The sequence below is a fragment of the Saccharopolyspora elongata genome, from assembly GCF_004348985.1.
Taxonomy (GTDB): domain Bacteria; phylum Actinomycetota; class Actinomycetes; order Mycobacteriales; family Pseudonocardiaceae; genus Saccharopolyspora; species Saccharopolyspora elongata.
In genome coordinates, this window is record NZ_SMKW01000022.1 from 1 (window position 1) to 13130 (window position 13130).

The window sequence follows — 13130 nt, forward strand, 5'->3', positions numbered from 1 at the left end:
CGCGACCAGGTCTGGATCCATCGAAAACCCTGTTCCGCCCACCACTGATGATCACAGAAAGCAGGCCAGCCAGTGTTCACGAGGTCCTGAGACACAAACTGTTCACGAGGTCCTGAGCGAGGACAGGCCGTCATAGCAGCCATGACCACTCACGACCCGATGCCCCTCGGTCGTGAGTGCCTATGGTCGTCATAGCAGCCACAGGCACTCACGACCCGGAGGCACAGGCATCCCGCACAGAGCATGGAAAACGCTCATTGAAATCGAAGGTTCGATTTCAATGGAAATTGCGGCAACATCGGCGATGATCCCGAGCAGGCGACCGGAAAGGGTGGGAAAATCGCCATGGCGTGCCGTCGTTTCTAGACGTGTTCCGACGTGCATTCAAGCCGGGTTCAAGGGTGAACTTGACCGATCAAGTCGCTGGCTGGTGCTGTGTCCAGCGAAAAAAACGGTGGTCCCCAATGTTGCGTCGGGGAGCGAGGTGTACTCCGGGCCAGGCACATCGCGTTCAGCGCGGACGCACGCATGCTGTCCGAGCTCCTCACCAGTACTTTCGCCGGCGACGCTCGCGCCAGCCAGCCGAACTGAACCTCGGGACGACGCCGACGTGCCTCGGTGGGGCACTAGACGTCCTTGCGGACCGCGGTTCGGATTACCTTGCCCGTGGCGTTGCGCGGCAGCCGGTCGTGGGTGATCCGCCACCGCGAGGGCACCTTGAAGTAGGCCAGCTGGTCCCGGGCGTAGTCGCGCAGCTCCTCCTCGGTGAGCCCGCAGCCGGGATCCGTGACCACCACCGCGAACACCTCTTGGCCGAGGTCGGCGTGCGGGACGCCCAGCACAGCGCACTCCTGGACCTGCGGGTGCTCGGCGAGGACGCCCTCGATCTCCGCCGGGTAGACGTTCTCCCCGCCGCGGATGATCAGGTCCGAGCGCCGGCTGCTGAGCCGGAGCCTGCCCCGCTCGACCACCCCGATGTCGCCGGTGTGCAGCCACCGGTCTTCCCGGATGGTGTTGCTCGTCGCCTTCGGGTCGTTCCAGTAGCCGAGCATGTTGTAGGCGCTGCGGACGCACACCTCGCCCTCTTCGCCGTCCGGCAAGGGGATTCCGAGCGGGTCTCGGATCTCGAGCTGGACGCCGACGATCGGCCGGCCGAGGGTGCCCGGCGCCTCGGCGAGGTCCGCCGGGCTCGCGGCGGTGAGCGCCGTGCAGGTCTCGGTCATCCCGTAGCTGTCCACAAGGGACTTCTCCGCGAAGGGGAGCTTCTCCCGCAGGCGTTGCTTGAACGCCGTGGACGACGGCGCGGAGGCGAGGGAGAACGCGGTGAGGGCCGAGAGGTCGTACTTCGACACGTCGCCGTGCTCCAGCAACCGGTGGGCCTGGGTCGGCACCGCGCCCCAGTTGGTCACCCGCTCCCGCGCCACCAGGCCGAGCACCGCGTCCACGTCGAAAGCGCCCTGGTGCATGACGACGGTGCTGCCGGTCGCGAGTCTCGGCACCGCCAGGTTGTGCAGGCCGGCGATGTGGAACAGGGGCAGCGCCAGCAGGTATCGCCGGTCCTGCGGGGCGACCGGGTCGCGGAGCGCCGCGGCGAGGGCGTCGTTCATGCGGTGGTACTCGACGACCGAGCACACGTTGCGGTGCGAGTGGACGGCTCCCTTGGGGCGGCCGGACGTCCCGCTGGTGAACAGGACGATCGCGGGGTCGTCCTCGGCCACTTCCACGGCGGGCAGCGGCGCGCCCGCGTACCGCTGGACCAGGTCGCCGACCTGCCGCTCCATGCGGAGCAGCGGCACGGAGCCGCTCTCCAACAGGGCGGCGCGCTTGGCGTCGGCGACGATCACGCGCGGCTCGACGAGGCCGACGCCGTGGTCCAGCTCGCGGGCCGACCACCAGGCGTTGAACCCGACGGCGATGCCGCCCACGGCCATCGTGGCCCAGAACGCGAGGATCCATTCCGGCGTGTTGGCGGCGGCGATCGCGACCCGGTCGCCCTTGCCGACGCCGTACTCCTCGCGCAAGGCGGCGGCCAGCGCGGCGACCTGCTCGGCGTGCTCGCGGAAGGAGATCCGCCGGTCGGCGGTGACGATGTAGTCGCGGTCGCCGTGCGCGGCGGAGCCGGCGAGGATCTCGGCGAGCGACCCGGCCCGGTTCTTGAACACCGGCAGCCGCGCGCCGAGCACGTCTTCTTCGGCGAGTTCGAAAGCGCCGCCAGGCCCGGTCAGGGCGGTCATGACGGCAGCAGGTTCGGTCGTGCTCATGTGTGGCGTTCCTCCAGCTGCTGACCGGGACGTTGAGCGCATCAAATCGTGCGGCGCCCGGTGCGGACAACAGGCGCAGGTTTCCGTTCATCGGGACCCTCGCTTGCCCGTCCTCCCGCTGAGCGGGACGGTCCGCTCGGCTCCGCCGCGATCCGCCCCACTGTGTGCGGGGCAGGCGCAGCACACGTCGATCTGGGAGTCGCCGCATGGGCATCTTGCACGGCAAGGTCGCACTGGTCACCGGGGCAGGGCAAGGCGTCGGGCAGGGCATCGCGCTCGCACTGGCCGGGGAGGGCGCGTCCGTGGCGGTGGTCGGCCGCACCGAGGCGAAGCTGAGCGCCACCTGCGAGCTGATCCGCGAACGCGGCGCCGAGGCCACGCCGTTCACGGTCGACGTGGCGGACACCGCCGCCATCCCGCCGCTGGTGGAGCAGGTCGTCCGCACGCTGGGCGGCGTCGACGTGCTCGTCAACAACGCCTACACCGGACACTTCGGGCCGCTGCTGTCGATGAGCGACGACGACTTCCAGCGGGGTTTCCGGACCGCGCCGTTCGCCGCCTTCGCCTTCATGAAGGCGTGCCACCCGCACATGAAGGCCCGCGGCGGCGGCTCCATCGTCAACCTCGTCACCTCCGCGATGGTGCGCTGGGATCCCACGACCTACGGCGCGTACGCCGCGGCGAAGCAGGCCCTCCGCTCGCTCACCCGGACCGCGGCGGCGGAGTGGGGGCGCGACGGGATCCGCGCGAACTCCATCGCGCCCCACGCCCTGTCCCCGGGGCTGGAGGCGTGGGTGGCGAGGAACCCGGAGGAGGCCGCCGAATTCGTCAAGTCCATCCCGCTCGGCCGCATCGGCGAGTGCGAGGCGGACATCGGGCGCGCGGTCGTCGCCCTGGTCGGCCCGGACATGCGCTACCTGACCGGTGCCACCGTGCCCCTCGACGGCGGCCAGGCCTTCTTCGGGTGACCAGGCCCTCCCGATGAGCGGGACAGCCGGGGTGCGGGACCTCCCCGGCGACCTACCGTCCGCGCAGAAACCGAACAGGAGCTTTCGTGACCACCACCGACAGGACCGTTCCGGACGTCTTCAGTCCCGGCAGGATCGGCCCCCTGACCCTCCGGAACCGGACCATCAAGGCCGCCACCTACGAAGGTCTCAGCCACAAGGGCAGGGTCACCCGGGATCTCGTCGACTTCCACGTCCGGCACGCGGCCGGCGGCGTGGGCATGACCACGGTCGCCTACTGCGCGGTGTCTCCCGAAGGGCGTACCGACCGGCACCAGATCCTGTGGACCCCGGAATCGCTGCCGGGCCTGCAGAAGCTCACCGCCGCGGTCCACGCCGAGGGCGCCGCCGCGTCGGCGCAGATCGGGCACGGCGGCCCGGTCGCAAACCCCAAGGGCAACGGCGCGCCCGCGCTGTCGCCGAGCCGGCACTTCCACAAGACCACGCTCAGCTTCGCCAAGGAGGCCACGCGGGACGATCTGCGCCGCATCGTGCGGGATCACGCCCGGGCGGCGCGCATGGCCATCGAGGCGGGCTTCGACGCGGTCGAGGTGCACCTGGGCCACAACTACCTGGCCAGCTCCTTCCTGAGCCCGAAGCTCAACCACCGCACCGATTCCTACGGCGGGAGCCTGGAGAACCGGGCGCGGTTCGCGCGGGAGATCATGACGGCAGTCCGCGAGGCCGTCGGCGACCGGATCGCGATCATCGCCAAGATGAACATGGAAGACGGCGTGCCGGGCGGCTTCTGGCTCGACGAGGCGATCGCGGTGACCCGCTGGCTGGAGTCCGACGGCACGGTCGACGCCCTGGAGATGACCGCGGGCAGCTCGCTGAGCAACCCCATGTACCTGTTCAAGGGCGACGCGCCGCTGGAGGCGTTCGCCGACGTCATGCCCCAGCCCATCAAGCTCGGCGTGAAGCTCGTCGGGAACAAGGTGCTGCGGGAGTACCCCTACCGGGACGGTTACCTGCTCGAGGACGCCCGCCAGATCCGGGCCGCCGTCGAGCTGCCGATGATCCTGCTCGGCGGCATCACGAACCGGGGGATCATGGACCAGGCGATGGCCGAGGGCTTCGAGTTCGTCGCGATGGCCCGCGCCCTGCTCCGCGAGCCCGACCTGGTGAACCGGATCGAGGCCGACGCCGGCGTCCGGTCGCTGTGCAACCACAACAACCGTTGCATGCCAACGAACTTCACCGGCACACGCTGCGTCCTGGTCGACCGGAGCACCACGCGCTCCGCGACCTGGGGCACCGAGGCCGGTTACGTCTCCTGAAGCGGCGAGGACCGATGACCGAGCGACGAGAGACCATCGCCGACCTGCTGCTCGACCGGATCGGCGACCACCGTCCGGGGCTTCGCTCCCGGGAGCGGACCTGGACCTGGGACGAGGTCGTGCGGGACAGCGCCGTCCGCGCCGACCTGTTGCGGCGGCTGCGCGACGAGGACCGGCCGTTCCACGTCGGGATCCTCCTGGACAACGTCCCGGAGTTCATCCTCTGGCTGGGCGCCGCGGCGCTCAGCGGGGCGACGGTGGTGGGCATCAACCCCACCCGCCGCGGCGCCTACCTGGAGGAGGAGGTGCGCAACACCGATCTCCAGCTGGTGGTGTCCGACGCGGCGGGGCTGGAGATCCTCGACGGCCTCGACATCGGCGTGGCGCGGGACCGCTTCCTGCTCGTGGATTCGGCGGAGTACGCCGAGCAGCTCCCGAGCCGGCCCGAACCGGCCAAGGACCCGTCGGTCACGGCCGCGACCCGGATGCTGCTGCTGTTCACCTCCGGGACCACCGGCGCGTCGAAGGCCGCGATCTGCTCCCAGGGGCGGCTCGTCGGGCTGGCGTACCAGAACACCGCGAAGTACCGCATCGGCCGCGACGACGTCTGCTACTGCTGCATGCCGCTGTTCCACGGCAACGCGCTGATGGCCCTCTGGGCGCCCGCCCTGCTCGCGGGGGCGTGCGTCGTGCTCACGCCGAAGTTCACCGCGTCGGGGTTCCTGGACGACGTTCGCCATTACGGCGCAACGTACTTCACCTACGTCGGCAAGGCGCTGGGCTACATCCTCGGCCAGCCGGAACGACCGGACGACGCCGACAACACGCTGACGCACGGCTTCGGCACCGAGGCGTCGCCGGAGGACCAGGCCGAGTTCAAGCGCCGCTTCGCGGCGACGCTGTACGAGGGCTACGGGTCCAGCGAAGGCGCCGGGATGATCAACCAGGCCCCGGACGGGCCGCCCGCGGCGCTCGGGGTGCCCGCGCACGCGGGAGTCCGCGTCGTCAACCCGGAGACCCGCGAGACCTGTCCGCCCGCGAATCTGGACGAGCACGGCAGGGTGCTCAACGCCGAGCTCGCCATCGGCGAGATCGTCAACACCGAGGGCGCCGCGAAGTTCGAGGGCTACTACAAGAATCCGGCGGCCAACGCCGAGCGGGTGCGCCACGGCTGGTACTGGACCGGCGACCTCGGGTACGTCGATCCGGCGGGCTACTTCTACTTCGCCGGCCGCTCGGGCGACTGGATCCGGGTGGACGGCGAGAACATCTCCGCGCTGCTGACCGAGCGGATCCTGCGCCGCCACCCCGATGTCGTCGCCGCCGGCGTCTTCGCGGTGCCCGACCCGCGCTCGGGCGACCAGGTGATGGCGGCCGTCGAGATCCCCGAGCGGATGAGCTTCGAGGGCCTCGGACTGCCGGATTTCCTCGCGGGGCAAGAAGATCTGGGCGCCAAGGGCGCGCCGCGCTACATCCGCGTGTCGCACCAGCTGCCCACGACCGGCTCTAACAAGCTCCGCAAGAAGGAGATGCAGGCCGACGGCTGGCGGACCACCGACGACGTGTACTGGTGGGCCGGTCGCGGCGAGCCGTCGTACGAGCTGATGACCGCGGCGGACAAGGAATCCCTCCGCGAGCAGTTCACCGCGAACGGCCGGCTGCGCTTCCTGCCTTGACCGCAAGGACTTCCGCCGCTGCACCACCGGCCGCACAGAGCCCAGGAACGAGGACTCCCGATGGATTTGCGCGAGACACCCGAGCAGCGCCGGCTCCGGCAGGAGCTGCGCGGCTACTTCGCAGGGCTGCTGCCCGCGGACCAACGCAGACGAGTGGGGGAGGAGGGCGTCGGCGGGGACAGGTTCCGGAAGGTCGTCAAGATGCTCGGCCGCGACGGCTGGCTGGGCATCGGGTGGCCGCGCGAGTACGGCGGCCAGGGCCGGTCGGTCGAGGAGCAGTACGTCTTCTTCGACGAGGTGCAGCGCGCCGGGCTGCCGTTCCCGTTCGTCACGGTGAACACCGTCGGCCCGACGCTGATGGAGTACGGCACGGAGGAGCAGAAGAAGGCGTACCTGCCCGGAATCCTCAGCGGCGACGTCGTCTTCGCCATCGGCTACACCGAACCCGACGCGGGCACCGACCTCGCCTCGCTGAAGACCCGGGCGGTGCGCGACGGCGACGAGTACGTGGTCAACGGTCAGAAGATCTTCACCTCGGGCGCGAACACCGCGGACTACGTCTGGCTCGCGGCCCGCACCAATGCGGAAGCGCCCAAGCACAAGGGAATCTCGATCCTGATCGTGCCGACCAGCGCCCCGGGCTTCTCCTGGAGCCCGATCCAGGCCGTCGGCGGCATGGTGGTCACCGCCACCTACTACAGCGACATCCGCGTCCCGGCCGGCGACGTCGTCAGCGCGGTCGACGGCGGATGGCGGCTGATCACCGCCCAGCTCAACCACGAGCGCATCGGCCTGGCCGCGCTCGGCGGGCGGATGATCCAGCTCTGGGAGCAGGTGCTGGCCTGGGCGAAGCGCACCGGGGTCGCCGAAAAGCCCTGGGTGCGGCGGGAAATGGCCCGGACCTACGCCAAGCTCGAAGCGATGCGCCTGATGAACTGGAAGATGACCACGGCCGTCGCGGAAGGCGCGCTGACCGGCGCGACCGCCGGTGCCGTGAAGGCGTACGGCACCGAGACCCACATCGACGTCCAGCGGACGCTGACCCAGGTGCTCGGCGCGGCCGGCCGGATCCGCCCGGATTCGCCGGCGGCCGTGCTCGGCGGGCAGATCGAGCAACTTTCCAGGCAGGGCATCGTCAACACCTTCGGTGGCGGCGTGAACGAGGTGCTGCGCGACATGGTCGCCACCCAGGGCCTCGGCCTGCCCCGGGCGAAGAGGGGCGCATGAGCGACGAGCAGATGACCCCGGAGGCGGCGTACGAGCAGCGCCTCCAGGCCTACGAGGGGCGCGTCCTCGTGCCGGGCAGGCCGGGCCAGGACCCGGTCAACGTGCCGATGATCCGTCACTGGGTCGAGGCGATGGGCGACGCCAACCCGGTCTACCTCTCGGCCGAGGCCGCGCGGGCCACGGGCCGCGACGGCGTCGTCGCCCCGGCCTCGATGGTGCAGGCGTGGACCATGCGGGGCTACGCCGCCACCACGGCACCGGAGGCGAGCGATCCGACTCCCTTCGACGAACTCGTCGCCCTGCTCGCGGAGGGCGGCTACACCTCGGTGGTGGCCACCGACTCCGAGTTCGAGTTCCACCGCGAGCTCGTGCCCGGCGACGAGATCAGCACTGAGGAGGTCGTGGAGTCGATCTCCCCGGAGAAGCGCACCGGGCTCGGCGCGGGGCGGTTCGTCACCACGGTGCGCACCTACCGCGACGCGAGCGGAACCGCGGTGGCGACCCAGAAGTGGCGCACCCTGCGGTTCCGGCCCGCGGCGAAGAAGGCGCTGCGGCCCCGGCCCGCCGTGAACCAGGACAACGAGTTCTGGTTCGCCGCGGCGAAGGAGAAGCGGCTGGTCGTCCAGCGGTGCCGGTCCTGCGAGACCCTGCGCCACCCGCCCGGCCCGTGCTGCCCGCACTGCCAGTCCTTCGACTGGGACACCGTGACGGCATCCGGGCGCGGCACCGTCTACAGCTACGTGGTCGCGCACCACCCGCCGCACCCGGCGTTCGAGTACCCGCTGCTGATCGCGGTCGTCGAACTGGCGGAGGGCACCCGGCTGATCACCAACCTGGTGGGCGTGGCGCCGGACGATGTCGCCATCGGCATGCTGGTCCGCCTCGACTGGCTCGAAGCGGACCCGCAGCTGACGCTGCCCGTGTTCCGCCCCGCGACCGACCGGCCCTGACCGGCAGGAGAAGGAGAACCCCGAATGGACTTCCACCTCAGCGACGAGCTGGTCGCGGTCCAGGACCTGTCCCGCAGCATCTTCGCCGACCGGGCCGCCACCGACCGGATCCGGGAGGTGGAGGCGTCGGAGACGCGCGTCGACGAGCGCCTCTGGGCGGACCTGGCCGGGGCTGGGCTGGTGGGCATCGCGCTGCCCGAGGAACACGGCGGAGCGGGCCTCGGCCTCGCCGGCCTGTGCGTGCTGCTGGAGGAGCAGGGCCGGTTCGTCGCGCCCGTTCCACTGTGGACGTCCGGGGTGGCGGCGCTGGCGGTCGCCACCCACGGCGACGAGGAGCAGCGCGGCCGGATCCTGCCGGCGGCAGCCGACGGGAGCCTGCGGCTGGCCCTGGCGCTGGAGGAGTTCGCCCCCGCCGAGCCCGGCGCACCGGAGTGCACCGCGACCGTCGACGGAAATGCCTGGCGGCTAACGGGAACCAAGGCGGTCGTGCCGTCCCCGCAGGGCGCCGACGCGGTGGTCGTGTCCGCGACCACGGACCGGGGACCGGGGTTGTTCCTGGTGCGAGCGGACGCCGAAGGCGCGCGGTGGGAACAGGCCGAGACCACGACCTGGGACCTCAGCGGGCACCTCCACCTCGACCGCACCGTCGGGCACGCGGTCGGCGATCCGGGCGGCGACGCGCTCCGCCAGACCCTGCGTCGCGCCACCGCCGCCCTGGCGGCGATCCAGGCCGGGGTCGCGCAAGGAGCCCTGGCGCTCGCCGCCGGCTACCTCGGCGAGCGGCACCAGTTCGGCCGCCCCCTGGCCACCTTCCAGGCGGTCCAGCACCAGTTGGCCGACTGCTACATCGACATCGAGGCCATGCGGGTGACGCTGTGGCAGGCGATCACCTCGCTCGCCGACGAGGCGCCCGACGCCGGCGCCGCCGTGCTGGTGGCCAAGTGGTGGGCGGATCAGGCCGGGCTGGACGTCGTGCACCGCACGCAGCACGTGCACGGTGGCATCGGCGTCGACGTCGACTACCCGGCCCACCGGTTCTTCCTGTGGGGCAAGCAGATCTCCGGCACGTTCGGCGGAGCCGAGGCCGCCCTCGCCGACCTGGGCGAGCACCTGGCCGTCGAGGAGGTGGCCTCGTGACGATCCCGCCGACGCGGACCTTCGACGCGGTGCGCGTCGGGGAAGTCCTCCCGGAGCTGGAGATCCCGCTGACCCGCACCCTCGTCGTGGCCACCGCGATCGCGAGCCGGGACTTCCAGGACGTGCACCACGATCCGGGGCTGGCGGCCGAGCGCGGCTCCCAGGACGTGTTCATGAACATCCTCACGACCAACGGCCTCGTGGACCGGTTCGTCACCTCCTGGGCCGGCCCGGCCGCGGTGGTCAAGGCCATCCGGATCCGGCTCGGGGTGCCCAACTACCCGGGCGACACGATGGTCCTCAGCGGCGCGGTGACCGGCAAGGACGAGCCGCACCGGCGCGTCCAGGTCTCGATCCGGGGCGAGAACGGCCTCGGCGCGCACGTCACCGGCACGGTCGACGTCCAGCTTCCCGGCACCCGCAAGGAGTCCGCATGAGCCCGGCCAGCGGCACCGCGCTGTCCCGTTCGGCCGCGATCGTCGGCATCGGCGCGACGGAGTTCTCCAAGAAGTCCGGCCGCAGCGAACTGCAGCTTGCCACCGAGGCGGTGCTCGCCGCCGTGGCAGATGCCGGGCTGACGCCCGCCGACGTCGACGGCATGGTGACCTACACCGCGGAGTCGAGCTCCGACATCCACGTCGCCCGCAACACGGGGATCGGCGATCTCACCTTCTTCTCCCGCGTCGGCTACGGCGGCGGGGCGGCGTGCGGCACGGTCGCGCACGCCGCGGCCGCCATCGCCACCGGGCTGGCGTCGGTCGTGGTCTGCTGGCGGGCCTTCAACGAGCGGTCGGGGGAGCGCTACGGGCTGGGCCAGGCCGATCGCGCGATGGACACCAGCGCCGACCGGGCCGCGTACTCGTGGATGACGCCGTACGGCCTGAACACCCCCGCCCAGTGGGTGGCCATGTTCGCCCGCCGCTACCTGCACGAATACGGCGCCACCTCGGAGGATTTCGGGCGGGTCGCCGTGCTGGACCGCAAGCACGCCGCCACCAACCCCAACGCCTGGTTCTACGGGCGCCCGATCACGCTGGCCGATCACCAGGCGTCGCGGTGGATCGCCGAGCCGCTGCACCTGCTGGACTGCTGCCAGGAAACGGACGGGGGCCAGGCGCTGGTGCTGGTCTCCGCGGAGCGCGCCCGGGACCTGCCGCACGCCCCGGTCCACGCGCTCGCCGCGGCGCAGGGTTCCGGTGCCGACCAGCACATGATGACGAGCTACTACCGGCCGTCGATCTCGGGCATCCCGGAGCTGGGACTGGTCGGCGACCAGCTGTGGTCGCAGAGCGGGCTGCGCCCCGACGACGTGCAGGCCGCGATCCTCTACGACCACTTCACCCCGCTGGTGCTCCCGCAGCTGGAGGAGCTCGGCTTCTGCGCCCGGGGCGAGGCGAAGGACTTCATCCGGGACGGCCACCTCGAACTGGACGGCAGGCTGCCCACCAACACCCACGGCGGCCAGCTCGGCGAGGCGTACCTGCACGGGATGAACGGCATCGCCGAGGCCGTCCGGCTGGTCCGGGGCACCTCGGTCAACCAGCCGACGGGAGTGCGGAACGTGGTGGTCACGGCGGGAACCGGGGTGCCGACCAGCGGCCTGATCGTGGGAGCGGCGCGATGACGGCGGAAACGGCCCGCCCGGCGGGCGAATGGCGCGGCGTCGAGCTCGGCAGCCGCGTGGTCGACTACACCGAGCGGGACGCGATCCTCTACGCGCTGGCGGTCGGCGCCGCCGCAGCGGACCTGGACCTGGTCTTCGAGGAGCGGCTGCGGGTCCTGCCGACCTTCGCGCTGACGCTCGCGCAGTGGGCTCCCGACGCACTGGGCACCCGGGGCGCTTTCGACACCCGCACCGCCGTGCACGGCTCCCAGCGGCTCGAAGTGCTCGCCCCGCTGCCCCGCTCGGGTTCGCTGGCGATGACCGCGTCCGTGGCGGAGGTGTGGGACAAGGGCTCCGCGGCGATCTTCGAGGTGGCGGTGGAGAGCGACTACTTCGTCGCCACCTGGGCGCTGTTCGCCCCCGGCTGCGGCGGGTTCGGCGGCGAGCGCGGCCCGTCGAGCCCGAGGCGACCGGAAGCCGCGGCCGACCACCGGCTCGACGTCGCCACCGCGCCGAACCAGGCGGCGCTGTACCGGTTGCTGGGGGATCGCCACCACATGCACATCGATCCCGCAGCTGCCGAGGCGGCGGGGCAGCCGCGGCCGTTCCTGCACGGCCTGTGCGCCCTGGCGGGCACGACCCTGGCGGTGGCGCGGCGCTACGGCGCCCATCCGGCCGACCTGCGCCGGTTGGAGGGTCGCTTCGCCGCTCCCGTCTTCCCCGGCGACCGGCTCTCGGTCGAGTGCTGGGGAGCCGACGCGAGCGCGGTCGCCTTCGGCGCCGCGGTCGCGGAGCGCGCCGTGCTGACCGGTGGGACGGTCTCGTTCGGCTAGCGCCGGCGCCTGCCGACCGGGGGCGTCCGGTCGGCAGGCGCATCGGAGGTGGCGGGCGGTCAGCCGACGATGGCCGTCACGCGGATCTCGACGCGCATCCCCGGGGCGCCGAGGGCCGGAACGCCGAGCTCGGTCCAGATGGGCGCGCGGTCGCCCATGCGCTCGCGGAACTGCTCCACCATGACGCGGTTGTGGACCTCTCCGATGAACTCGGCGGATTCGGGGACGTGGTAGGAGTTCACGGAGATGACGTCGCGCCACGTGGCGCCGGCCGTGGCGAGGGTTCGCTCGACGTTCTCGAAGGCCTGCACGATCTCGTCCTCGAGGGATTCGGGGAAGTTCCAGTCGTCGTCCCAGCCTCCTTGGCCCGAGGTCTCGACGCGGTCGCCGATTCGAACCGCCTGGTTGTAGTGCATGTCGGTCAGCTGCCGCGCGCCGTACCCGGGCGTGGCGAAGAATTCCGGCTCGCTCATGGGGTCCTTTCGTGATCACTTCACGCGTGAAGTCAACGTAGCACGGTTTTACTTCACGCGTGAAGTCATGGCCGCTGGGTAGGGTGCCGCCATGGCCACCACCGCAACCCCAGGCGCGGACGCCCCGGACGAGACGCCGTGGCTGAACGCGGACGAGAAGGAGGCCTGGACCGGGCTGGTCTCGCTGGTCCTGCTGCTGCCGGGGCGGCTGGAGTCGCCGCTGCAGCACGAGGCCGGCCTGACCCTCTTCGAGTACCTGGCCCTCAGCCACATCTCGGAGGCCCCGGAGCGCCGCCTGCGGATGAGCGAGCTGGCCTACCTGGCCAACGGTTCCCTCTCGCGCCTGTCCAACGTCGTGAAGCGGTTCGAGCAGCGGGGCTGGGTGGCGCGTTCGCCCGATCCCGACGACGGCCGGTACACCGTCGCCGCGCTCACCGACGCCGGCTACGAGGTGGTCGTCGCCGCCGCGCCCACGCACGTGCGCGCGGTGCGGCGGCTCGTCCTCGACCCGCTCACCGACGCCGACCAGCAGGCGCTGGCCCGCATCGCAGCCAAGCTGCGGGTGCGACCGGTCGATCTGGCCTAGAGGTAGGACGCCACGACGTTGGTGACACGCTGATCCAGCATGGCGGCGGGCGGTTGTCCGCCTGCTGCGCCGTGCGGGCGGTGATGGTTATAGTGCG

The 13130-nt window shown here is 71.4% G+C and carries 12 protein-coding genes; 10 read left to right on the plus strand and 2 right to left on the minus strand.

The features are described from left to right. Positions 1–626: 626 nt before the first annotated feature. Positions 627–2261: a class I adenylate-forming enzyme family protein gene (locus E1288_RS17840; protein WP_132486473.1), complete on the minus strand. Its 1635-nt coding sequence runs from the start codon at positions 2259–2261 to the stop codon at positions 627–629. A 206-nt stretch (positions 2262–2467) separates the two neighbouring features. Here E1288_RS17840 and E1288_RS17845 point away from each other — a divergent pair, with 206 nt between their 5' ends. The 9 genes from E1288_RS17845 to E1288_RS17885 all read left to right on the plus strand — a co-directional run bounded on the left by E1288_RS17845 (position 2468) and on the right by E1288_RS17885 (position 11974). Then, entirely contained in the window at positions 2468–3229 is a 762-nt protein-coding gene (locus tag E1288_RS17845) for an SDR family NAD(P)-dependent oxidoreductase (protein ID WP_132486475.1), read from the plus strand. 86 nt (positions 3230–3315) lie between these two features. After that, a complete protein-coding gene (locus E1288_RS17850; RefSeq protein ID WP_132486477.1) occupies positions 3316–4548 on the plus strand; it encodes an NADH:flavin oxidoreductase in 1233 nt (410 codons plus the stop codon). 14 nt (positions 4549–4562) lie between these two features. Beyond that, a complete protein-coding gene (locus E1288_RS17855) occupies positions 4563–6224 on the plus strand; it encodes an AMP-binding protein (RefSeq protein ID WP_132486479.1) in 1662 nt (553 codons plus the stop codon). Positions 6225–6284: 60 nt separating this feature from the next. Then, positions 6285–7451 carry an acyl-CoA dehydrogenase family protein gene (locus tag E1288_RS17860; protein WP_132486481.1) on the plus strand — a complete coding sequence of 389 codons (1167 nt, stop codon included), beginning with the start codon at positions 6285–6287 and terminating at the stop codon, positions 7449–7451. Then, complete coding sequence (locus E1288_RS17865) at positions 7448–8401, plus strand: bifunctional MaoC family dehydratase N-terminal/OB-fold nucleic acid binding domain-containing protein (protein ID WP_132486483.1); 954 nt, start codon at positions 7448–7450, stop codon at positions 8399–8401. Before E1288_RS17860 ends, E1288_RS17865 begins: the two co-directional genes overlap by 4 nt. Before the next feature lie 24 nt (positions 8402–8425). Beyond that, positions 8426–9538, plus strand: coding sequence for an acyl-CoA dehydrogenase family protein (locus tag E1288_RS17870; RefSeq protein WP_132486485.1), 1113 nt, complete (start codon positions 8426–8428; stop codon positions 9536–9538). Further along, positions 9535–9975, plus strand: a complete 441-nt coding sequence (locus E1288_RS17875) for a MaoC family dehydratase (RefSeq protein ID WP_132486487.1) — start codon at positions 9535–9537, stop codon at positions 9973–9975. Before E1288_RS17870 ends, E1288_RS17875 begins: the two co-directional genes overlap by 4 nt. Further along, positions 9972–11162: a lipid-transfer protein gene (locus tag E1288_RS17880; protein ID WP_132486489.1), complete on the plus strand. Its 1191-nt coding sequence runs from the start codon at positions 9972–9974 to the stop codon at positions 11160–11162. Before E1288_RS17875 ends, E1288_RS17880 begins: the two co-directional genes overlap by 4 nt. Further along, positions 11159–11974 carry a MaoC/PaaZ C-terminal domain-containing protein gene (locus tag E1288_RS17885; RefSeq protein WP_132486491.1) on the plus strand — a complete coding sequence of 272 codons (816 nt, stop codon included), beginning with the start codon at positions 11159–11161 and terminating at the stop codon, positions 11972–11974. Before E1288_RS17880 ends, E1288_RS17885 begins: the two co-directional genes overlap by 4 nt. A 59-nt stretch (positions 11975–12033) precedes the next feature. Here E1288_RS17885 and E1288_RS17890 read toward each other — a convergent pair whose 3' ends face one another. Beyond that, positions 12034–12447, minus strand: coding sequence for a RidA family protein (locus E1288_RS17890; protein ID WP_132486493.1), 414 nt, complete (start codon positions 12445–12447; stop codon positions 12034–12036). Between the two features lie 91 nt (positions 12448–12538). Between E1288_RS17890 and E1288_RS17895 the strand changes: the two genes are divergently transcribed. After that, positions 12539–13033 carry a MarR family winged helix-turn-helix transcriptional regulator gene (locus tag E1288_RS17895; RefSeq protein ID WP_132486495.1) on the plus strand — a complete coding sequence of 165 codons (495 nt, stop codon included), beginning with the start codon at positions 12539–12541 and terminating at the stop codon, positions 13031–13033. The last annotated feature ends 97 nt before the right edge of the window (positions 13034–13130 follow it).